The sequence below is a fragment of the Enterococcus sp. DIV1094 genome (assembly GCF_017316305.2).
Lineage (GTDB): Bacteria > Bacillota > Bacilli > Lactobacillales > Enterococcaceae > Enterococcus_B > Enterococcus_B mangumiae.
This window is the reverse complement of record NZ_CP147250.1, coordinates 482,474-502,604: the sequence shown is the minus strand read 5'-3', so window position 1 is coordinate 502,604 and position 20,131 is coordinate 482,474. Positions and strand designations below refer to the sequence as shown.

Annotated in this window: 22 protein-coding genes; 15 read left to right on the top strand and 7 right to left on the bottom strand. The window is 40.0% G+C overall.

The window, feature by feature from the left end:
* The first annotated feature begins 18 nt into the window (after window positions 1-18).
* Together DOK79_RS02400 and DOK79_RS02395 are read left to right on the top strand one after the other, a co-directional pair.
* The gene (locus DOK79_RS02400) at window positions 19-1,179 is read left to right on the top strand and encodes a MalY/PatB family protein (protein WP_206855164.1); all 1,161 of its coding nucleotides are present in this window, start codon (window positions 19-21) and stop codon (window positions 1,177-1,179) included.
* Window positions 1,180-1,710: 531 nt separating this feature from the next.
* Window positions 1,711-2,253: a hypothetical protein gene (locus tag DOK79_RS02395; RefSeq protein ID WP_206855161.1), complete on the top strand. Its 543-nt coding sequence runs from the start codon at window positions 1,711-1,713 to the stop codon at window positions 2,251-2,253.
* A 163-nt stretch (window positions 2,254-2,416) separates the two neighbouring features.
* Here the strand turns inward: DOK79_RS02395 and DOK79_RS02390 are convergent, their stop codons facing one another.
* A complete protein-coding gene (locus DOK79_RS02390) occupies window positions 2,417-3,370 on the bottom strand; it encodes a glycosyltransferase family 2 protein (RefSeq protein WP_206855159.1) in 954 nt (317 codons plus the stop codon).
* Between the two features lie 218 nt (window positions 3,371-3,588).
* Here DOK79_RS02390 and DOK79_RS02385 point away from each other — a divergent pair, with 218 nt between their 5' ends.
* On the top strand, window positions 3,589-4,053 hold the full coding sequence (locus tag DOK79_RS02385) for a methylated-DNA--[protein]-cysteine S-methyltransferase (protein WP_206855157.1): 465 nt from the start codon (window positions 3,589-3,591) through the stop codon (window positions 4,051-4,053).
* A gap of 77 nt (window positions 4,054-4,130) precedes the next feature.
* Here DOK79_RS02385 and DOK79_RS02380 read toward each other — a convergent pair whose 3' ends face one another.
* Together DOK79_RS02380 and DOK79_RS02375 are read right to left on the bottom strand one after the other, a co-directional pair.
* Window positions 4,131-5,174, bottom strand: coding sequence for a YeiH family protein (locus DOK79_RS02380; protein ID WP_206855155.1), 1,044 nt, complete (start codon window positions 5,172-5,174; stop codon window positions 4,131-4,133).
* Window positions 5,175-5,295: 121 nt separating this feature from the next.
* Entirely contained in the window at window positions 5,296-6,264 is a 969-nt protein-coding gene (locus tag DOK79_RS02375; protein ID WP_206855153.1) for a TDT family transporter, read from the bottom strand.
* Window positions 6,265-6,555: 291 nt separating this feature from the next.
* Here DOK79_RS02375 and DOK79_RS02370 point away from each other — a divergent pair, with 291 nt between their 5' ends.
* From DOK79_RS02370 to sufB, 12 genes are all read left to right on the top strand, one after another.
* Entirely contained in the window at window positions 6,556-7,383 is an 828-nt protein-coding gene (locus DOK79_RS02370) for a LysR family transcriptional regulator (protein WP_206855151.1), read from the top strand.
* Between the two features lie 169 nt (window positions 7,384-7,552).
* A complete protein-coding gene (locus DOK79_RS02365; RefSeq protein ID WP_206855148.1) occupies window positions 7,553-8,740 on the top strand; it encodes an FtsW/RodA/SpoVE family cell cycle protein in 1,188 nt (395 codons plus the stop codon).
* A gap of 6 nt (window positions 8,741-8,746) precedes the next feature.
* Window positions 8,747-9,103 (top strand): arsenate reductase family protein, encoded by a 357-nt coding sequence (locus DOK79_RS02360; RefSeq protein WP_206855145.1) that lies wholly within the window; start codon window positions 8,747-8,749, stop codon window positions 9,101-9,103.
* 1 nt (window position 9,104) lies between these two features.
* Window positions 9,105-9,443: a glycine cleavage system protein H gene (locus tag DOK79_RS02355; protein ID WP_206855143.1), complete on the top strand. Its 339-nt coding sequence runs from the start codon at window positions 9,105-9,107 to the stop codon at window positions 9,441-9,443.
* 384 nt (window positions 9,444-9,827) lie between these two features.
* On the top strand, window positions 9,828-10,862 hold the full coding sequence (locus tag DOK79_RS02350) for a methionine ABC transporter ATP-binding protein (RefSeq protein ID WP_206855184.1): 1,035 nt from the start codon (window positions 9,828-9,830) through the stop codon (window positions 10,860-10,862).
* Window positions 10,855-11,541: a methionine ABC transporter permease gene (locus DOK79_RS02345; RefSeq protein ID WP_206855141.1), complete on the top strand. Its 687-nt coding sequence runs from the start codon at window positions 10,855-10,857 to the stop codon at window positions 11,539-11,541. Before DOK79_RS02350 ends, DOK79_RS02345 begins: the two co-directional genes overlap by 8 nt.
* Window positions 11,542-11,564: 23 nt before the next feature.
* Window positions 11,565-12,413: a MetQ/NlpA family ABC transporter substrate-binding protein gene (locus DOK79_RS02340; protein WP_206855139.1), complete on the top strand. Its 849-nt coding sequence runs from the start codon at window positions 11,565-11,567 to the stop codon at window positions 12,411-12,413.
* A gap of 212 nt (window positions 12,414-12,625) precedes the next feature.
* Window positions 12,626-13,399, top strand: a complete 774-nt coding sequence (gene sufC / locus DOK79_RS02335) for a Fe-S cluster assembly ATPase SufC (RefSeq protein WP_195339005.1) — start codon at window positions 12,626-12,628, stop codon at window positions 13,397-13,399.
* Between the two features lie 14 nt (window positions 13,400-13,413).
* Window positions 13,414-14,703 carry a Fe-S cluster assembly protein SufD gene (gene sufD, locus DOK79_RS02330; RefSeq protein ID WP_206855137.1) on the top strand — a complete coding sequence of 430 codons (1,290 nt, stop codon included), beginning with the start codon at window positions 13,414-13,416 and terminating at the stop codon, window positions 14,701-14,703.
* Window positions 14,700-15,935 (top strand): cysteine desulfurase, encoded by a 1,236-nt coding sequence (locus tag DOK79_RS02325; protein WP_206855135.1) that lies wholly within the window; start codon window positions 14,700-14,702, stop codon window positions 15,933-15,935. Before sufD ends, DOK79_RS02325 begins: the two co-directional genes overlap by 4 nt.
* The gene (sufU, locus tag DOK79_RS02320; protein ID WP_206855133.1) at window positions 15,922-16,392 is read left to right on the top strand and encodes a Fe-S cluster assembly sulfur transfer protein SufU; all 471 of its coding nucleotides are present in this window, start codon (window positions 15,922-15,924) and stop codon (window positions 16,390-16,392) included. Before DOK79_RS02325 ends, sufU begins: the two co-directional genes overlap by 14 nt.
* A 4-nt stretch (window positions 16,393-16,396) precedes the next feature.
* A complete protein-coding gene (gene sufB, locus DOK79_RS02315; RefSeq protein ID WP_206855131.1) occupies window positions 16,397-17,788 on the top strand; it encodes a Fe-S cluster assembly protein SufB in 1,392 nt (463 codons plus the stop codon).
* 85 nt (window positions 17,789-17,873) lie between these two features.
* On the opposite strand, the gene DOK79_RS02310 is transcribed toward sufB, so the two are convergent.
* From DOK79_RS02310 to DOK79_RS02295, 4 genes are read right to left on the bottom strand one after another with little or no spacing between them, the layout of a single operon-like run.
* Entirely contained in the window at window positions 17,874-19,046 is a 1,173-nt protein-coding gene (locus DOK79_RS02310; RefSeq protein ID WP_086335101.1) for a site-specific integrase, read from the bottom strand.
* 51 nt (window positions 19,047-19,097) lie between these two features.
* Window positions 19,098-19,271: a hypothetical protein gene (locus tag DOK79_RS02305; protein WP_206855130.1), complete on the bottom strand. Its 174-nt coding sequence runs from the start codon at window positions 19,269-19,271 to the stop codon at window positions 19,098-19,100.
* Window positions 19,272-19,324: 53 nt separating this feature from the next.
* Window positions 19,325-19,729 (bottom strand): ImmA/IrrE family metallo-endopeptidase, encoded by a 405-nt coding sequence (locus DOK79_RS02300; protein WP_206855127.1) that lies wholly within the window; start codon window positions 19,727-19,729, stop codon window positions 19,325-19,327.
* Window positions 19,730-19,738: 9 nt separating this feature from the next.
* Complete coding sequence (locus tag DOK79_RS02295) at window positions 19,739-20,074, bottom strand: helix-turn-helix domain-containing protein (protein WP_126134307.1); 336 nt, start codon at window positions 20,072-20,074, stop codon at window positions 19,739-19,741.
* Window positions 20,075-20,131 lie beyond the last annotated feature (57 nt).

Sequence of the window (20,131 nt, the reverse complement as noted above, 5' to 3'; positions counted from 1 at the left end):
GTCAGGAGAGTGTAGAAGATGTCATTCAATGAACAGATCGATCGGAAAGGGACGTATTGTACGCAGTGGGATTATATTGAAGACCGCTTCGGTAAAAATGATCTCTTGCCGTTTACGATTTCTGATACCGATTTTAAAGTACCAACAGGCGTTGAAGTTGCGCTCCAAGAAAGGTTACGACATCCAATTTTTGGTTATACTCGTTGGAATCACTCAGATTTCAAAGCAGCGGTTGCTCACTGGTACAAAGAGCATTTTGGACACCAGATCGACGAAGACTGGTTGGTGTATAGTCCTTCCGTTATCTATAGTATCAAACAACTGATCTGCTTATTAAGTGAACCTGGCGAAGGCGTCATTATACAGACACCGGCTTATGATGCCTTTTATAAACTGATTGCTGGAAATGATCGTAAACTAGTAATGAATGAATTGATCTATCAAAACGGCACTTACCAATTGGATTTTGAAAATTTGTCCCAGTTACTTGAGCGACCTGAGAATAAAATTTTGTTATTGTGTAGTCCCCATAATCCAACAGGTAGAGTGTGGACAAAAAAGGAATTAGTGAACATCATCGAGCTTGCCAAAAAAAACGAGGTATTCATTATTTCGGATGAGATCCACATGGACATTCTAAGAAAAGGACAACAGCATCGACCATTGACAGAATTCATCCAAAAAAATGTCGCAGTCGTCACATCAGGAAGTAAAACCTTTAATTTTCCTGGGTTGATTTTTTCTTACGGATTGATCCCAGATCCATCTTTACGTCAACGATTTTTGCATCAGATGAAAGAAGCTGATGGACTCAGCTCAACGAGTATTTTTGGATTAGTTGCGACGATTTCAGCATATGAAAAGGAAGGCAGTTGGGTCACTGAACTCAATCAGTACATTGATGACAATATTGCTTTTGTCACTACGTACCTCAAACAACATCATCCAGAAATCATCGTGACAAAAAGCGAAGCCACCTACTTGATGTGGCTCGATTGTTCGCAAGTACCATTCAATATGGAACAGCTTCAACAACGCATGATCGAACGTGGAAAGGTAGCAATCATGTCTGGTGAAGTGTATGGAGAAACCAGTCATAATTTTTTACGATTGAATGTGGGATGTCCACGGAAGAAATTGGAAGAAGGATTGCGGCGATTGACAGAAAGTTTAGGATAAAGGGTGAACTGCAATCGATAGGGAGTTACAAGTCAAAATCACTTTCTTTATAAATATGAGATAAAAGGCAAAAATAGGAACATATATTTTTGCCTTTTGTCATGCATGATTCTAAATTCTTGTTTCATATCACATGTACATAAAAGTAGATAACTTGAGCAGAAATGAACAGAAAGTATGTAAATATTAAATAACTAATATTACATATTTATATTTATGTAAATGTACATAATAAGAAGATGGCACCCATTTTTATGCTCTATTATTTTGGTGAAGAGAGTTTCTGAAATCAAGGATAAAAAATTGGCAGTGAATTAATTGAAGGGTAGTAGTCAAAGGGGCTAGTAAAAATTTAGCACACGTTCTAACTTTTAAAGCATGAATTGATAAAGCAATTAGAGTAGTTTTAAAAATATTGCTGTACGTACAACTGATTTTTCAAAGTTGGATTATAGCAATTAACTATTTGAATAGGTTATGAATAATTCAACTGCTTTACTGTTTGAAACGAAAGGAGAATAATCAAATAGAATGAAGAAGCGAATAATATCCACTTTACTATTTCTATTACTAATGGTCGGTTGCAGTAGTGAAACAAATACAAAACAATCTGAAATGAGTGACAACATTCCAGAAACAAAAGAAAGCACTCAATCACAGGAAATAGCTGATTCAGAAGATCTAACATTCGAGGAATACAAAAAAGCTTTTCCTGGCCCTGGACAAGTCGATGAAGCATATCAGAAATTAAAAATAAAAAGTGATATCTCCCATGATCAGTTACAAGATCTCTTGATCAAGTATTCCTGGAAACTGGAGGGTGGAGGTATCTTGATCTTCAATGAATCTGGCGAAGTAAAGCGAATCAATCTGTCTGGGCTGCTAGAGTATGCTAGAATATATTCAGTTAATCAAGATAACTTCTATTTAGAACCAGATCCAACAAGTGTGAACTATGCAAATGTGATCAAAGATCATAAGTACAGGATCGAAGCAGATAAATTGTTTTTATTCAGTGAGGAAGACAAAGAATATCAAGTGACTATGTATCCTATGAAAAAAATAATCGCATAAATAAGTATTTTTGTACTAAAACTATTTACAAGTCAATGAATAAGCGATTTAAAGTATTTGTTTCTTTATATTAATAGATTAGACGTATATAAATACGCCAAAATTTAAAGAGGAGAGTAAAAAAAGCTACCCTCTAATTTTAAAGGATAGCTTTCTTCATTAATTATTTGTCTGTTTGTTCACCAATTTGGTGGGCTTTTTGTTTTTCAGTTTCCCGTACGATATAAACCGGACGTTTTTTTGTTTCAAGGAAGATTTTCCCGATGTATTTCCCGATGATACCAAGGCAAAGTAGTTGGATCCCGCCGATGAATAAAACGATCGATACGAGTGAAGGCCAACCGGATGTTGGATCGCCAAATAATAATGCTCGTAGAATAATAAAGAAGATAGCGATTCCTGAACCGATACATGACAATGCGCCAACAAATGAGGCAATCGTCAATGGAGTGTCAGAAAAATTGACGATGCCGTCGATTGAATAATTGAATAATTTCCAAAAAGACCAAGAAGTTTCGCCGGCTACTCGTTCACGATTTTCAAATGATAGATATTCCGTTTTAAAGCCTACCCAACTGAATAGTCCTTTTGAAAAGCGATTGTATTCAGCTAATTCTAAGACGGCATCCACCATTTGGCGAGTCATCATGCGGTAATCTCTTGCCCCATCGACCATCTCTGTGTCACTGATGCGATTGATCAGTTGGTAAAATTTTTTCGCAAAGAAACTACGGATTGCTGGTTCACCTTCTCGAGTGGAACGGCGTGTACCGATACAATCGATATCGGAGTGGATGACTTTATCGATCATTACTGGTAACAATTCCGGAGGATCTTGTAAATCGACGTCCATGACAGTGACTAGATCTCCTGTGGAAGCTTGAAGTCCGGCATATAGTGCGGCTTCTTTTCCAAAGTTTCGTGAAAAAGCGACAAAACGAACGGATTCATGTGCGTTTGCTAATTCTTTAATGGCTGCCAATGTACCGTCGCTTGACCCATCATCGATGAACAAGTACTCGAATTCATAGTCGCCACGAAATTTTTCGACTTCATCAAAAAAAAGTGGGACAGTTTTTTCTTCATTAAAACAAGGGATGACAATTGATATTTTCATATTTTCGTTCCTTTCAAGCATGTTTTTCTCATATATCTTATATAAACAAAAGTATGCTTAAATAACAAAGATAATAGATGTTATAAGTGCCTTATTCAGTGTACCATCTCTGTGGCATTAAATAAACTTTTAGGTTGCTTTTTTTTTACGAATCATAGATGATTAGGGAAATAACCGATGAGGAGGAACGCCCAACTTATGAGGATGGGCGGACAGAGATGAGAATCGAAACTATGATCGGCCCTTTGTGGCTGGATGCAGATCAAAAAGGGTTAACTGCTGTCTCTTTTGAATGGATTCCCGAAAATGAAGAAGCAGATGCTGAAATCCTATCTTTAGCAAAACAACAGCTTGAAGAATATTTTTCAGGTGAAAGACAAGTGTTCACTGTACCTTTATCTTTCAAGAGAGGGACAGCTTTTCAACAAAAGGTTTGGCGAGTCCTCACAACGATTCCTTATGGACAAAGTCGAACGTATAAACAAGTAGCAGAAGCCATCGGCCAACCAAAAGCGGCTCGTGCCATTGGGCAAGCCAATCGTTTAAATCCTCTTCCAGTCGTCATTCCTTGTCACCGAGTGATCGGACAAAATGGTCAATTGACTGGGTATATGGGAAAAGCTGAGAACGGGTTAGTGATCAAACGGCAACTATTAGTACTGGAAAATGTATTACTTCATTGATTGTGACGGAAACGTATAACTAAAAAACATCAACACGCTGAACTTATTTTACTTCAGCGTGTTGATGTTTTTTCGTCTTATAGTTTGATCAACCAAATAAAGAATAACGCCATGATCGTTTGCAAGAGTCCAACAGTTAAGCCATACGTCAAGAAACGCGTGCCTTCTTTCATGAATTTTGAGAAATCCAAACGCAAACCAATGGCTGCTAATGCAGTGACTTCGAACCATCCGCTAATAAAACTAGCGCTTTGATCGATCGCATGGGGAATGGTGAAAAAGCTGTTGATCAAGCAAACGATCAAGAAGCCTAAGACATACCATGGTAGTGGTAGTTTTCGTCTGTTGTTTTTCGGCGTATACGCAGAAGGGGCAACTGGTTGTTTTTTTGTCATAAATTTTTCAAAGAGATAGACCACGACAACGAGCATCATGATCCGCATGATCTTAAACAGCATCGCAAATTGCACGACTGAAGCATCCAATAAACTTGCACCAGCAACAACTTGTCCGACCGATTGCAAAGTTCCACCAAGAAGGGCACTTTTTTCAATCAAATTACCACCGAATAATTGTAGGCCTAAGAAAGGAAGTGTTAACATCATCACTGTTCCGAGCAGATTGACTAATGTGATGACTTGACCTTTTTCTTCATCATCGGCATGGATTACGGGAGCAATCGAGGCAATGGCTGAAGAACCACAAATGGCGTTTCCGCCAGCCATCATCAAGGAGAAGGTGTCACTAAACAATAATTTCTTACCGATAAAATAAGCACCGATAATCGTAACGGTCATTTGTAGAAGTACAAAAGTAACACCTTTGATACCAATTTGTGCGATGGTTTGGATCGTGACAGTCGCACCAAGTAAGAAAACGGAACATTCCAATAGTTTACTTTCCGCAAATTTTGTCCCAACCGCAAGTTTAGGTTGCTTGAAAAGTGTGTTTCCTAAAATGATACCAAGTAAAATCGCAACTGTCCCGGCACCGAGATGAGGGACGAAGGGCGCTAGTAGCCGACTGATGACGGCGACAGAAAAGGCGAGTAGGAGGCCAGGTAGAATTTTCCGGGCACCAAATTTTTTCAACGTTTTTATATAAGTTAATAAAGCATTCATCTGATTGTTTCCTTTCATGTAAGAAGAAGTCTGTCTAAAATATAGTATCATTTAATCCTTTCTTAGTGAATGTAAAAAAACTTCTGCCTTTTTACCGAACGAAAAAGACAGAAGGGGAGGTTTATTCTATCAATCCCTTTGAAAGGTGATGTTTATGTTGACTATGTTCTTTTATTAAATAGATGGTATAGTGTCCTAAAACGTAAACGATCATACCGCAAGCAATCAAGCATTCGATGACTTTCAATCCGTCCAAGATCCCTGTCGCAAAGCCTAATTGATGGAAATAAGCTGTCGCAGTAAATATTGCTGTTGCAGAGATCACCAGTGGAAAAGTAAATGCTGCGTAACTTGGATAAAAATCGAGTAATAATAAACGTGGCAGCATAGCTAAAACGATAAAGTAAAGAACTTGAGAAACAAGGAACAGTGTGACCACTAAGGCAAGATTTGGATCTGCAAAGTTTTTTAAGTAACCAGTGAGGCACAATGAACCGGGTGCTGCGAGAATCGCAATCAATGGCAAGGTTGGCTGTGCCATTTTTTTAATAAAGAAAATCCGGTGGATGATCACTGGTAACAAGATGACATAACAAGCTAAAGAAAGCCAAAAGAAAATCTTACCAATCATAGGAGAAAAGTTTCCTGCGGTTACTGTGATGACACCAAAACCAACATACACGATAAACCAGCTTGGATAAATAGCTTCCAATGACAAATCAGCTTTTACCACATGATGATAATTAAAGTAAAGAACCAAAACGATTTGGAAAATCACTGCGGCTAACCAAATCAACTTCACAATAGGCGCAATTGATTTGAAAGAAATAAAATAGGTGCAGATGACCATCAAAGACATCGTAAAGGTTGGCGAAACAGAAGCGACGATTGGGTCATATAAATGTTGCCTTGTGTGTTCAAACAAAAGGATCAGTTTGCCGATGATCAACAGCATCAATAGCATACCGATCGCGCCAACGAAATTCCCTACATGCGTCAGATGATAGTCTTTTAAAAGATTCCCTAAAGAAGTTAATCCAAGGATCAACCCACAGATCGGGATCGGAACAATCTTCAAGAAATGCTTCATACATTACTCTCCTTTTCGCTAAAAAATAAAAGACAAGCTCGTTGCAACGATAAGTAGCCAACGATGAAAACTGCTTGTTACGAAGAATAGTAAAGTTTTTCAATGGGAAAAAACAAATCGCATGGATACTTCTCCTTATCGTTGCAGTAAGCTGTCTGGAAGGTTGTGCGGTGTGTGTAACTGAAGGTCTCACAACCGTTTCCTTACACTGTTCATTATAGAGTCTTTTTGATATATTTAAATCAAATAGTTATTATAGTTACTATAAAAAAAGATAATGGAAGTGGTTAGATGTTTAAATTATTAACAACTTTTCGTGTCGTCTATGAAACAAGAAATTTTTCTCGAACCGCTGAATTGCTCTATTTGTCTCAACCTGCTGTGTCAAATCAGATCAAACAATTGGAACGAGATTTAGGGGTGGAGCTTTTCCAACGCAATGGGCGACAGGAAATGAAGCCGACAAAGCAAGCTGATTTACTGTATGAACGGACACTGGTCTTATTAGAAGAATGGGAGAAGACGCAGCAACAATTAGCGGATGAAAAAAATGAGGAGGAAATGTGCCGAATCGTTGCTTCCCATACGTTTGCTGTTTATGTATTGCCTCAATTGATGAAAGAATTGCTCGTGCGTTTTCCAAAAATCAACTTTTCGATTGCTTTTGCAAATTCTCATGAAAGTTTGGATCAAGTGGCAAAACATGAAGCTGATTTTGGTTTTATCGAAAAACCTTTAGAAACAACAGGCGTCCAACGATTTTCCTTGCTTGAAGATGAATTAGTCGTCGCAGGTGATCCTAAGAGCGAACTGTGGTTAGTTAGAGAAACGTCTTCAGGCGTGTTTCATTACACCCAACGTTATTTTGAAGAAAAGAATATCCAAGGAAAGAAAATGCTCGTAAAAAGCAATGAAGTGATTGTGGCAATGTTGAAAGAAGGCATTGGTCGTTCTTTGTTATCTAAACGAGCAGTGCCAGCAGGAGTACACGTTGAACCGTTAGCTGAATCTCGGCAGTTTTATTTGATCCAGCGGACCCATCTGACTTCGGAACGCCTATTAGAAGTAGGGAATGAGATCCTGAACTTTTATGAAAAGGAAAAGATAATCCAAAAATAAAGAGAACTTAGTCCTTCATTTTTGTGCTTCTCTCGCTTTTATCTTAAGAAAGAATAAAGAGAAATGAATAAGTTTAATTTTTCGCAAATCTCATTTGCTTTGGCTTTCATTTATAGAAGGAGACAGCTATAATATAGGGCAGTATGGTTTTTAGGAAAAGGGATGAAAAATGGAAAAAAAAATAAAAACTTCAAATGATAACCGTATCGATTACGGAGTCATTCTACCGGTATTTTTATTATGTTTGATTGGGATTTTATCCTTATATGTTGCATTGACACACGATCCAAACGGGCCTTCAGTGGCTAGAGGTGTGGGCATGCAAATCATTTGGTACATCGTTGGCGCAATCGCGATTGCCGTCGTCATGCGGATCAACTCGAAATGGATCTGGAAATTAACGCCTTATCTGTATGGGGCAGGGTTACTGGTCATGGGTTTGCTTTTGAAGTTTTACGATCAGAACTTAGCAGCAAGTACCGGTTCAAAAAACTGGTTCCGCTTCGGTAATGTCACTTTCCAACCAGCCGAGCTGATGAAAATCGCCTATATTTTGATGTTGGCATTGATCGTAACGAAGCACAACACGCAAGTCAAAGTTCGGACACTCAAATCTGATTTTTGGCTGATTGCGAAACTGATGATCATTTCGATCCCTGTGATCACCTTAGTCATGGCACAACGAGACTTCGGAACGATGCTTGTCTTTCTAGCAATTTTTGGTGGCGTCTTTTTGATGTCTGGGATTTCTTGGAAAATCATCGGACCGGTTTTTGCTTTTGCATTTATTGTCGGTGCTGGCACGATTTTTCTTGTAACGACAGAATCAGGAAGAGAGTTTCTTTATACTGTAGGGTTTAAGTCTTACCAATTTGCTCGGATCGATTCATGGCTTGATCCATTTCATGATACGTCAGGCTTTAGTTTCCAACCGGCCCAAGGGATTTTAGCGATTGGAACAGGTGGGATGTTCGGAAAAGGCTTCAACGTCAGCAACATCTATGTGCCAGTCAGAGAATCAGATATGATTTTTACTGTCATCGGTGAGAATTTTGGGTTTATCGGTGGCGCGTTTGTCATTTTCTTGTATTTTATTTTGATTTATCGTATGATACGTGTCTGTTTCGATACCAATAACGAGTTTTATGCGTATATCGCAAGTGGTTTGATCATGATGCTCTTATTCCATGTTTTTGAAAATATTGGCGCAAATATTGGTTTACTACCATTAACAGGGATTCCATTACCATTTATCAGTCAAGGTGGTTCATCGATCTTAGGAAATATGATCGGGATCGGATTGATTTTATCCATGCGTTATCAAAACGAAGCACCGGTAAAAAAATCTAGGAGGTAACGCAAGTTGTTTACTTTTTATGAGTACCCAAAGTGTTCGACTTGTCGAAAAGCTAAGGCTTGGCTCGACAATCATCAAGTGGCGTATCAAGCGATCGATATGGTCAAAGATACCCCGACAGCAGAAACGATCGAATCATGGTTGAAGCATTCAGATGTGGCGCTTCGCCGTGTCTTTAATACAAGCGGGATGAAGTATCGTGAACTTGGTCTAAAAGATCAAATCGACGAACTATCGATCGCAGAAGCAAGTCAGTTGTTAGCGACAGATGGCATGTTGATCAAACGACCATTGATCGTCAAAGACAATCAATTAGTCACAATCGGTTTTAACGAAAAAATATATGAAGGAGCATTTAATTAAAATGGCTGGGAAACACTTAAAGAAGAAAGATAACCTTTGGATTTTATTTAATGGAAAAGAATACTGCGTAGGTTTGACAAAAGAAGCGCAAGAAGATCTAGGCGAGATCACATTTGCTAACTTACCGAAAATCGGCAAATCCTATCAAGCAGGCGATGCACTAGTTGAAGTAGAAGCAGAAAAAGCAGTGACTGAATTTGCAAGCCCATTGTCAGGAACAGTTTCATCTGTCAATGAAAAAATCAGCGAGAATATCGCAGTTTTAAATGATGAAGATGAAATGACTGCTTGGTTATTGAGTTTTAAAGATGTCGATGCAGCAGAATTCGACGCATTATAAGAACGAAAGTGTTCAAATAAACGTTTGACACCGATTCTTGTAACTGCTATAATCATAAACAATCATAACGAAAGCTTTGATAAGAAGAGTACATGTCACAGATGTTTCAAGAGAGCCCGGTTTGCTGTGAAAGGGTAACGGAAATGAGATGGAAGATGGTCTTAGAGCAGAGTGAGTGAGCGCAAGCAAACTGACTACGGGAGTGCCCGTTATAGCACAGCAGTATGCGACTAGAGTCAAGTACTGATCGAGGTTGTTATTGTGAAATAGCAGCGAATCAAGGTGGTCACACGGAAGTCTAAACTTTCGTCCTTTTGCTAAGCGCAAAGGACGGAAGTTTTTTTGTTGCCTAAGAGAAAATCAGAAAAGAAAGATGTGAACGATATGTCATTGATCCAATTGACGAATGTCAAGAAAACATTTGGCGGAAAACATGGTACGATCCACGCTATCAACGACGTTTCACTACAAGTGGAACAAGGTGACATTTACGGTATCGTCGGTTATTCCGGTGCGGGTAAGAGTACTTTAGTCCGTTTGTTGAATGGCTTGGAATTACCTACAGATGGTCAAGTAATTGTCAACGACCAGGACATTACCAAATTAAAAAATAAAGAATTACGAGTTTTTCGTAAAAAAATCGGCATGATTTTTCAACATTTCAACTTGTTGTGGTCACGTACCGTATTAGAAAATATCCAGTTACCGCTAGAATTAGCTGGTGTACCGAAACAACAACGGAAAGAAAGAGCAGAAGAATTGCTCCGTTTAGTCGGTTTAGAAGGACGAGGCCAAGCTTATCCTGCACAATTATCCGGTGGACAAAAACAAAGAGTCGGGATTGCACGTGCGTTAGCAAATGACCCGGAAATCTTACTTTGTGATGAAGCCACTAGTGCGTTAGACCCGCAAACAACAGAAGAAGTTTTAGATCTATTGTTGGCAATCAACAAAAAATTGAATTTAACGATCGTGTTGATCACGCATGAAATGAATGTTATCCGTAAAATCTGTAACAAGGTAGCAGTAATGGAACGTGGGCAAGTCGTTGAAGAAGGCGATGCGCTATCCGTCTTTCGTCATCCACAACAAGAAGTGACGAAACGCTTCGTCCAACAAGACATCGAACCAGAAGCTGAATCTACGGAATTATTGGCAGAGTTGATCAAAGAAAATCCTGATGGACGTTTAGTGACATTGACTTTCAATGAAACGAATGCCAACGAACCAGTGATTTCTCAAGCGATCCGTCGCTACAATGTCGATATCAACGTCGTTTATGGGAAAATCAAACAAACGAAAGAAGGCTCGTTTGGTTCACTGACTACCTTGATGATCGGAGAGGAAAAAGAATTGGACCAAGCAGAAACTTTCATTAAAGAACAAGGCGTCGGAGTGGAGGTGATCCATCATGGATAAAAGCTTCACAGAAACGTACCTTGATTTCAGCCAAATCAACATGGAAACGATGCAACAAGCCATCATGGACACGTTATACATGACGTTGATCTCCATGTTTTTAGTAACACTTATCGGGTTGATCCTCGGCTTGATCCTTTATTCGATCGGTCGTAAAAACAAACCTTATGCACGGATCATTTACGGAATCGTTTCGATCATCAGTAATATTTTCCGTTCGACACCATTCATGATCTTGATGGTCTTGATCATTCCCTTTACGAAAGCCATCGTGGGAACGATGCTAGGCGCACAAGCAGCGATTCCAGCGTTAGTCTTATCCGCTGCACCTTTTTATGCTCGGCTTGTAGAAATTGCCTTTCGAGAAGTCAGTCCTGGCGTGTTAGAAGCTGCGGATGCGATGGGCGCGAGCTATTGGGAAATCATTTGGAAAGTCTTGATCCCTGAAAGTGTGCCAGCTTTGATCTCAGGCTTGACTGTTACCACGATCTCAATGATCGGTTTTACTGCTATGGCAGGAGCAATCGGTGCCGGCGGTCTAGGTGGCTTGGCTTGGCAAGAAGGTTACCAACGTGGTAATTTAACAGTGACTTTTGTCGCTACTTTGATTATTTTAGTCATCGTATTTATTGTTCAAGGAATCGGGGATTTCTTAACGAAGAAAACAGATAAAAGATAGTAGGAAATAGGAGGATATAGGATATGAAAAAGAAAATTTTGGGATTTGCAGCAACACTTTTACTGACAGTCGGATTAGCCGCATGTGGAAACGGCGGAAGCAGTAGTGATTCATCAAACGCATCAGACGATACAACCTTGAAAATCGGCGCATCACCAACGCCACATGCGGAAATCTTAGAGCATGTGAAGCCGATCTTGAAAGACGAAGGCATTGATTTAGAGATCGTCAAATTTGACGACTATGTCTTGCCAAACCAAGCATTATCAGAAGGCGATATCGATGCGAACTATTTCCAACACATTCCTTACTTGAACAAAGAAATTGAAGAAAAAGGGTACGATTTTGTCAATGCAGGTGCTGTCCACATCGAACCAATGGGCTTGTACTCACAAAAAATCAAAGACATTTCTGAATTAGAAGATGGCGCAACGATCATCACATCAAACTCAGAATCTGACTGGGGCCGTATCATCACGATCTTGAAAGACGCTGGTTTAGTCACAGTCAAAGACGGTGTTGATTTAGAAACAGCAACATTCGATGATATTGATGATAATCCTAAAAACTTGAAATTCAATCATACGATCGATCCAGCATTATTGGCTTCTACTTACCAAAATGACGAAGGCGATCTAGTGGCTATCAACGCAAACTTTGCTTACGGTGCAGGATTGAATCCGTTAGAAGATGCGGTATTACTAGAAAAAGACAACTCACCATATGTCAACATCATTGCGACACGTAAAGGCGACGAAGACAGCGACAAGATCAAAAAATTGATCGAAGTGCTACACCAAGAAGACGTTCGTCAATGGATCGAAGAACAATGGGAAGGCTCCGTGAAATCTGTCGATGCGGATGCGAAATAAAACAGGTAAAGTCTGGGAATTTTTCCCAGACTTTTTTTGAGAAAAAACGAACAGAAATTATTTTATTTAGTTTATAAAGATTATCAATTAAAAACGATGATTTATTTGAAATAAATCGAAATTATGACATTTTTAACTGGTTGAGGCGTTGCGCTTCATTCTCAATTAGTCTAAAATAAGTGAGAACGAATCAGAATATGGAGGGAATTTGCATGTCTGTCTTAGAAATAAAAAACCTACATGTGTCGATTGAGGACAAGAAGATCCTTAAAGGCGTGAATTTAACAATGAAAACAGGGGAAATCCATGCCATCATGGGTCCGAACGGAACAGGTAAATCGACCTTGTCTGCTGCGATCATGGGAAATCCGAATTATGAAGTAACTGAAGGCGAGATCCTTTTTGATGGACAAAATGTCTTAGAGCTAGAAGTAGACGAACGTGCGCGTTTAGGACTGTTTTTAGCCATGCAATACCCAAGTGAGATCCCAGGAATCACCAATGCCGAATTTATGCGTGCAGCCATCAATGCGACACGTCCAGAAGACGACAAGATTTCTGTCATGTCATTTTTGAAAAAATTAGATGAAAAAATGGCACTTTTGAATATGCCAGAAGAAATGGCTGAACGTTATTTGAACGAAGGCTTTTCTGGTGGGGAGAAAAAACGAAATGAGATCTTACAATTATTGATGTTAGAACCAACATTTGCGATTTTAGATGAAATCGATTCTGGTTTAGATATCGATGCACTGAAAGTCGTAGCAAAAGGTGTGAACGAAATGCGTGGCGACAACTTTGGCGCGTTGATCATCACGCACTACCAACGCTTGTTAAACTACATCACACCTGACGTGGTCCACATCATGATGGAAGGTCGTGTCGTGATGACTGGCAGTGCAGATCTAGCAAAACGCTTAGAAGCCGAAGGATATGCGGGCATCAGTAAAGAATTAGGAATCGACTACAAAGAAGAAGAAGCGTAAGGAGGAGCACATCTATGAAAGACAATAAATGGCTCGATCATCTTGACGCTGTCACAGATTTTTCATTCAGTAAAGGCGAACCAGAATGGATGACGACGCTTCGTCAAGAGGCATTGAAAAAAGCAGATGAACTACCCTTGCCACAAATCGAGCGTGTGAAATTCCATCGTTGGCCATTGTTTTCAATCAATGAGTTGACTGACAAGATACCTGAAACAGGGAATGTTGCTGCATTCGATGCGATGAAAGACAACCCCTTAGTCGTGCAACAAGGTACCCTGACTGTCTTTGAACAATTATCTGCCGAACTTGCGGAACAAGGAGTGATCTTCACAGATCTATTCACTGCGATGCAAGAATACCCTGAATTAGTCCAAGAGTATTACATGACAAAAGCTGTGGAAATGGATGAAGACCAATTAACTGCGCTTCATGCGGCATTCATGAACAGTGGCTTGTTCTTATATGTACCAAAAAACGTAGTGATCAAAGAACCGATCGAATCCTTGTTTATCCAAGAAGGCACAGTAGCGCAACACTTCTTTAAACACGTATTGATCGTCGCAGATGAACATAGTGAATTCTCTTACTTGGAACGTTTCCAAACAACTGGAGAAGAATTACAAAAAATCTCTGGGAACATCATCGTTGAAGTCATTGCCAAAGCTGGCGCAAAAGTCAAATATGCAGCAGTCGATCAATTAGGCGTAAACGTCACGGCTTATATGAACCGTCGTGGCCACATTTTACGTGATGCCTTTGTAGACTGGGCGATCGGAGTCATGAATGACGGCAATATCGTCGCCGATTTTGATTCAGATCTAGTCGGTGAAGGCGGACATGCTGAAGTCAAGATCGTTGCGATCAGCTCAGGAAAACAAACGCAAGGAATCGATACCCGTGTGACAAACAAAGCACCACATACGATCGGTCATATCTTGCAACATGGCGTGATTCGAGAACGCGGAACGTTGACGTTCAATGGAATCGGTCATATCTTGAAAAAAGCCAAAGGCGCCGATGCCCAACAAGAAAGCCGTGTCTTGATGCTTTCAGACAAAGCACGAGGCGATGCCAATCCGATCTTGTTGATCGATGAACACGAAGTCACAGCAGGACATGCCGCAAGTGTCGGTCGTGTCGATCCAGAAGAAATGTATTATTTGATGAGTCGCGGCTTACGAAAAGAAGAAGCAGAACGTTTGGTCATTCGTGGTTTCTTAGGCTCTGTCCTAACTGCGATCCCAGTAGAAGCGGTGCGAAAAGAACTAGTGGCAGTTATTGAAGGGAAGTTAAATGTATGATTTCTCCAGAACAAATCCGTCAAGATTTCCCAATTTTATTTCAGGAAGTCAATGACGAACCCTTGGTGTATTTAGACAATGCAGCGACTACGCAAAAACCAAAACAAGTGTTAGCGACCATGACTCATTATTACTCCGCCAACAATGCCAACGTCCATCGTGGCGTGCATACGTTAGCCGAGCGAGCAACCCATGATTATGAAGCTGCCAGAGAAAAAGTTCGCCGTTTTTTGAATGCCCAAGAGACTGCCGAGATCATTTTCACACGTGGAACGACCACCAGTTTGAACTGGGTAGCGCAAAGCTACGGTGACACCTTTGTCAAAGCCGGTGATGAGATCGTGATCTCTTATATGGAGCATCATTCCAACATCATCCCTTGGCAACAACTGGCAAAACGAACTGGCGCCATTTTGAAATACATGGAATTGACCGAAGAAGGATTTCTTGACCTTGAACATGCTGCATCGATCATCACAGAAAAAACAAAGATCGTATCTGTCGCCCATGCATCCAATGTATTAGGTGTCATCAATCCGATCCAAGAGTTGGCAACGATCGTTCATGAAAAAGGCGGGATTTTGGTTGTCGATGGTGCGCAATCTGCCCCACATATCAAAATCGACGTCCAATCTTTAGACTGTGATTTCTTTGCCTTTAGCGGACATAAGATGTGCGCAACGACCGGAACAGGTGTATTATATGGAAAACGGAAATGGTTGGAACAAATGGAACCCGTTGAATTCGGTGGAGAAATGATCGACTTTGTGGGCCTACAAGACAGCACATGGAAAGAACTTCCATGGAAATTTGAAGCAGGTACACCAAACATTGCCGGTGTGATCGCACTCGGCGCAGCCATCGATTATCTTGAATCCATTGGTTTAGCAGGCATCCATCAATATGAAGCCGAACTAGTTGGGTATGTCTTACCAAAACTACAAGCAATCGAAGGCTTGACGATCTACGGACCCAAAGACCCAGCGCATCGTACAGGCGTGATTTCCTTTAATTTAGAAAATCTACATCCCCATGATGTAGCGACAGCCCTTGATATGGAAGGCGTCGCTGTTCGTGCCGGTCATCATTGCGCCCAACCATTATTGAAGTATCTAGGCGTTGCTGCGACAGCTCGTGCTAGCTTTTACCTTTATAACACAAAAGCAGATGCCGATCGTTTAGTCCAAGCAATCCTTGCAACAAAGGAGTTTTTCCAACATGGCGCTATCTAAATTAGACAATCTTTACCGTCACGTGATTTTAGATCATTCATCCCATCCACATCATCGTGGCAAATTGACGGAGTCTACGAACACGATCGAAATGAATAATCCCACCTGTGGAGATGTCATTGAATTACATGTCGAAATCAAAGACGGCAAAATCAACAATATCGCCTTTGACGGTAGTGGTTGTTCCATCAGTACAGCCAGTGCTTCGATGATGACAGACGCTGTCATTGGCAAAACAATTGCAGAAGCAGAGCAATTGACGGACGACTTTTTACTACTCGTCCAAGGAAAAGAAGTCGCAGACCTTGAACCACTAGGGGACGCCGCCATGTTAAGTGGCGTCGCAAAATTCCCCGCTCGCATCAAATGCGCGACACTTGCCTGGAAAGCACTAGGCAAAGCAATGGAAGAAGACGGTACTGCAACCGTCCATCATGAGCACAAGGAAAAGGAGTGAGCAAATGGGCGTACCAGAATTAGAAGAATATAAATTTGGTTTCCATGACGACGTGGAACCCGTTTTTAGTACAGGAGAAGGCTTGACCGAAGAAGTCGTTAGGGAAATGTCACGAATCAAAGAAGAACCAGAATGGATGTTAGAGTTCCGTTTGAAATCCCTAGAAGCATTCAACAAAATGCCCATGCAAGAGTGGGGCCCAGACTTATCTGACATTGATTTCAATGCAATCAAATACTATCAAAAACCAAGTGACCGACCAGCCCGCGATTGGGATGACGTACCAGAAAAAATCAAAGAAACCTTTGAACGAATCGGTATCCCAGAAGCCGAACGTGCTTACTTAGCCGGCGCTTCTGCCCAATACGAATCAGAAGTCGTGTACCACAACATGAAAGACGAATTCGAAAAACTCGGCATCGTCTTTACCGATACAGATTCTGCACTAAAAGAGTATCCTGAACTATTCAAAGAATACTTTTCAAAACTTGTGCCACCAACAGACAACAAACTAGCCGCATTAAACTCAGCTGTTTGGTCAGGCGGTACCTTTATCTATGTACCAAAAGGCGTCAAAGTCGATGTCCCATTACAAACTTACTTCCGAATCAACGCCGAAAACACCGGCCAATTCGAACGTACGTTGATCATCGTTGACGAAGGCGCAAGCATCCACTATGTCGAAGGCTGTACTGCACCAACCTATTCAAGCAACAGCCTACATGCAGCCATCGTGGAAATCTTTACCCGTAAAGACGGCTACTGCCGCTATACAACGATCCAAAACTGGTCCGACAACGTCTATAACCTCGTAACCAAACGAGCAAAAGCCTACGAAGGCGCAACCGTTGAATGGATCGACGGCAACTTAGGAGCCAAAACAACCATGAAATACCCAAGTGTCTACTTAGACGGACGAGGCGCACGAGGCACCATGCTATCCATCGCATTTGCCGGAGCCAACCAAATCCAAGACACAGGCGCAAAAATGATCCACAACGCACCAAACACTTCAAGCTCAATCGTCTCAAAATCAATTTCAAAAGACGGCGGCGAAGTAAACTACCGAGGCCAAGTCACCTTTGCAAAAGACAGTGCCGGCTCGATCTCTCACATCGAATGCGATACCATCATCATGGACGAATGGTCCAAATCGGATACCATCCCATTCAACGAGATCCACAACAGCCAAGTCTCGTTGGAACACGAAGCAAAAGTCTCCAAAATCTCAGAAGAACAACTCTACTACCTCATGAGCCGCGGCTTGACTGAATCCGAAGCCACAGAAATGATCGTCATGGGCTTCGTCGAACCATTCACAAAAGAACTACCGATGGAATATGCGGTAGAGTTGAACCGGTTGATTAGTTATGAGATGGAAGGCAGCGTTGGTTAAGGTTAAATTACCAATGATTTCAAGCTTTTCATGGGGTGGGTGATTGACATTTGCCACAAATTTGCCACAAAAATAATAAAAAAATTTAGGAGTGCTCTTTGAGTGCTCCTTTTTCGTTCATATAGTTTTGGTAGAGTTTTAAAGAATCATCTTCGATTTTTTCTGTAATGTGCATATAAATGTCAGCAGTCACACTTATAGTGCTGTGCCCAAGTCGAGTACTGACATACTTTATGTTTGCCCCGGATTCTAGTAAATGAACTGCATGGCTATGCCGCAAAGCATGAGGGGAAAGTACAGGGACATTCGCACGTTCACATGTTTTATAGAAAAATTCTCTAACAACTGAATGGCGCAAATAGTTGCCGTTTTCGTTTGAAAATACCATAGATTCATTTATTGGGCTATCGTATGATCGATACCTCAAAATACATTCATTCTTGTTTATTTTATGTTTCTTTAGCAGGTGAACAAGACGATCATCAATTTTGATCGTACGAATACTTGTTTTTGATTTAGGTGGCGTAATTATGGAATTGTTATGATCATCGTAAGATAGTGATTTGTTTACTGATAATTTATCTCCGTCAATATCTGACCACTCTAACGCCAAAGCTTCGCCTAATCGGAGACCAGTACTCGCTAACAGGTAGAATAAGACGTAATATTGAATAGAATGAGCGTATTTACCTAATTTATAAGAGGATAAGTATTCTAACATTTGAGCAAGCTCATTTTTAGAATAGAATTTCAATTTCTGTTCTTCTTTAGCGGTTGGGAGTTTTATTTTTTTGGCAACATTTTTTTCAAGATAGTTGAGTTCATAGACTGCAGTCTCTAATGCATCGTGTAACACATTTAGATTTGATCGAATTGTGTTTCTTGTTTGTTGCTTTGTTGTGTCTAGGTCATTTACCCACTTAACAATATCTGTACGGGTTATTTCCTTTAAACTCATCATTCCAAACGTAGGTAATATATGAAGTCTTATGGAACGTTCTAACCTAAGATAAGTTGATTGTTTTATATTTGGTTTTTTGTAAACTTCGAGCCAGTCCTCCAAATAGTCGGCCATCAATATGTTATTAGCTCCAATCTGAATACCGTTATTATATTGTCTTTCAAGTTCATTTGCCGCAGCTTGTGCATCCCTCTTTGTTCTAAACCCACTTTTCGAAACTTCTCTAAATTTTCCGTTATCTTTATATCGAATACGAAAACGCCACTTTCCGTTTTCTTGTTGCTTGATACTAGCCATGATAATCAACACCTTTCTTAGACATTCTAGGACTCTAACACTGCTAACTCTCTATCTTAAAAGTCTGTTGTTTTTTACTAACGCAATATCTCCTTCGGATATTTCTATTTGAGACAAAACATCATTTGTTAGTATTAAATTTAAGTAGTTATCCATGTCAATATTAAATTTTGCTTCATTCTGTAGTAAAAAACCGTTTGGTATAATCAAATTTTTTTCGGACATAATGAATCCCTTCTCAAGAATGTATGTTCGTTTTTCGGGCAAAAAAATAATAATTAAACTGCAACTTCGTTTCTTACCATTTCTAAAATAAGATTTCTGATAGTAGATTCGCAATTGTAATCTAGTTCATAGTAGTCCATAAATGAAAAAATGTTTATTTGATATGGATCGATATGACATTCAGATAAAAAATCGTAGAGTAAATTCTCAATCATAAATCGATCAGCTTCATATTCCATTTTAGTTCTGAAATAAAATATCTTGTAGAGCTCAATAAATTCTTTGTGATCTACAACATGCTTTATTTCATGATAAATTGTTCTTCTTCTGTCTTCTTGCGAGAGGCTGCAGTTAACGAAGATAATATGCTCTTCTTCGATATAGCAGCCATCTGATTCCATTTCAACATAAGCAATACCTACGCCACATTCATTAAGTACCGTTTCTAATAACTGCATACACTCACCTCACTTCGAACTTTGTCTACCTTCTATATAAGCGCGAATTGCCGCTCTATCTATCTCGGTTAGTGGTTTACCACCAAAAGTCATAGCGTTGTCGAGCATCTTGTCTAAATCGTCAGGCACACGTTCCTGTATCGGATTAGGGTTGTCTGTGCGTCCTAATAGGTAGTCAGTTGTTACGCCGAAGTAGTCAGCGATAACTTTTAGATTATTGCCACTAGGTACTTTTTTCTTCCAAGAATACAAGTAATTTTTACTGAATCCAGTTCGTTCTTCTAAAGTATTTATAGAAATTCCTTGTTTATCAGCTAGTTTTTTTACTCTATCAAATACCGTCATCTCAAGATTCTCCTCAATAGAGAACACAGGCGATTAAACTTTTGATTAAAATTAATT

What these genes read in the sequence shown, in the direction of transcription:
- DOK79_RS02370 (WP_206855151.1), top strand. Translation starts at nt 6,556, where the DNA reads ATGTTTAAATTATTAACAACTTTTCGTGTCGTCTATGAAACAAGAAAT.
- DOK79_RS02395 (WP_206855161.1), top strand. Translation starts at nt 1,711, where the DNA reads ATGAAGAAGCGAATAATATCCACTTTACTATTTCTATTACTAATGGTC.
- DOK79_RS02325 (WP_206855135.1), top strand. Translation starts at nt 14,700, where the DNA reads ATGATTTCTCCAGAACAAATCCGTCAAGATTTCCCAATTTTATTTCAG.
- DOK79_RS02340 (WP_206855139.1), top strand. Translation starts at nt 11,565, where the DNA reads ATGAAAAAGAAAATTTTGGGATTTGCAGCAACACTTTTACTGACAGTC.
- DOK79_RS02345 (WP_206855141.1), top strand. Translation starts at nt 10,855, where the DNA reads ATGGATAAAAGCTTCACAGAAACGTACCTTGATTTCAGCCAAATCAAC.
- sufC (WP_195339005.1), top strand. Translation starts at nt 12,626, where the DNA reads ATGTCTGTCTTAGAAATAAAAAACCTACATGTGTCGATTGAGGACAAG.
- DOK79_RS02375 (WP_206855153.1), bottom strand. Translation starts at nt 6,264, where the DNA reads ATGAAGCATTTCTTGAAGATTGTTCCGATCCCGATCTGTGGGTTGATC.
- DOK79_RS02295 (WP_126134307.1), bottom strand. Translation starts at nt 20,074, where the DNA reads ATGACGGTATTTGATAGAGTAAAAAAACTAGCTGATAAACAAGGAATT.
- DOK79_RS02310 (WP_086335101.1), bottom strand. Translation starts at nt 19,046, where the DNA reads ATGGCTAGTATCAAGCAACAAGAAAACGGAAAGTGGCGTTTTCGTATT.
- DOK79_RS02400 (WP_206855164.1), top strand. Translation starts at nt 19, where the DNA reads ATGTCATTCAATGAACAGATCGATCGGAAAGGGACGTATTGTACGCAG.
- DOK79_RS02305 (WP_206855130.1), bottom strand. Translation starts at nt 19,271, where the DNA reads ATGTCCGAAAAAAATTTGATTATACCAAACGGTTTTTTACTACAGAAT.
- DOK79_RS02390 (WP_206855159.1), bottom strand. Translation starts at nt 3,370, where the DNA reads ATGAAAATATCAATTGTCATCCCTTGTTTTAATGAAGAAAAAACTGTC.
- DOK79_RS02300 (WP_206855127.1), bottom strand. Translation starts at nt 19,729, where the DNA reads ATGCAGTTATTAGAAACGGTACTTAATGAATGTGGCGTAGGTATTGCT.
- DOK79_RS02350 (WP_206855184.1), top strand. Translation starts at nt 9,828, where the DNA reads ATGTCATTGATCCAATTGACGAATGTCAAGAAAACATTTGGCGGAAAA.
- DOK79_RS02385 (WP_206855157.1), top strand. Translation starts at nt 3,589, where the DNA reads ATGAGAATCGAAACTATGATCGGCCCTTTGTGGCTGGATGCAGATCAA.
- sufB (WP_206855131.1), top strand. Translation starts at nt 16,397, where the DNA reads ATGGGCGTACCAGAATTAGAAGAATATAAATTTGGTTTCCATGACGAC.
- sufD (WP_206855137.1), top strand. Translation starts at nt 13,414, where the DNA reads ATGAAAGACAATAAATGGCTCGATCATCTTGACGCTGTCACAGATTTT.
- DOK79_RS02380 (WP_206855155.1), bottom strand. Translation starts at nt 5,174, where the DNA reads ATGAATGCTTTATTAACTTATATAAAAACGTTGAAAAAATTTGGTGCC.
- DOK79_RS02365 (WP_206855148.1), top strand. Translation starts at nt 7,553, where the DNA reads ATGGAAAAAAAAATAAAAACTTCAAATGATAACCGTATCGATTACGGA.
- DOK79_RS02355 (WP_206855143.1), top strand. Translation starts at nt 9,105, where the DNA reads ATGGCTGGGAAACACTTAAAGAAGAAAGATAACCTTTGGATTTTATTT.
- sufU (WP_206855133.1), top strand. Translation starts at nt 15,922, where the DNA reads ATGGCGCTATCTAAATTAGACAATCTTTACCGTCACGTGATTTTAGAT.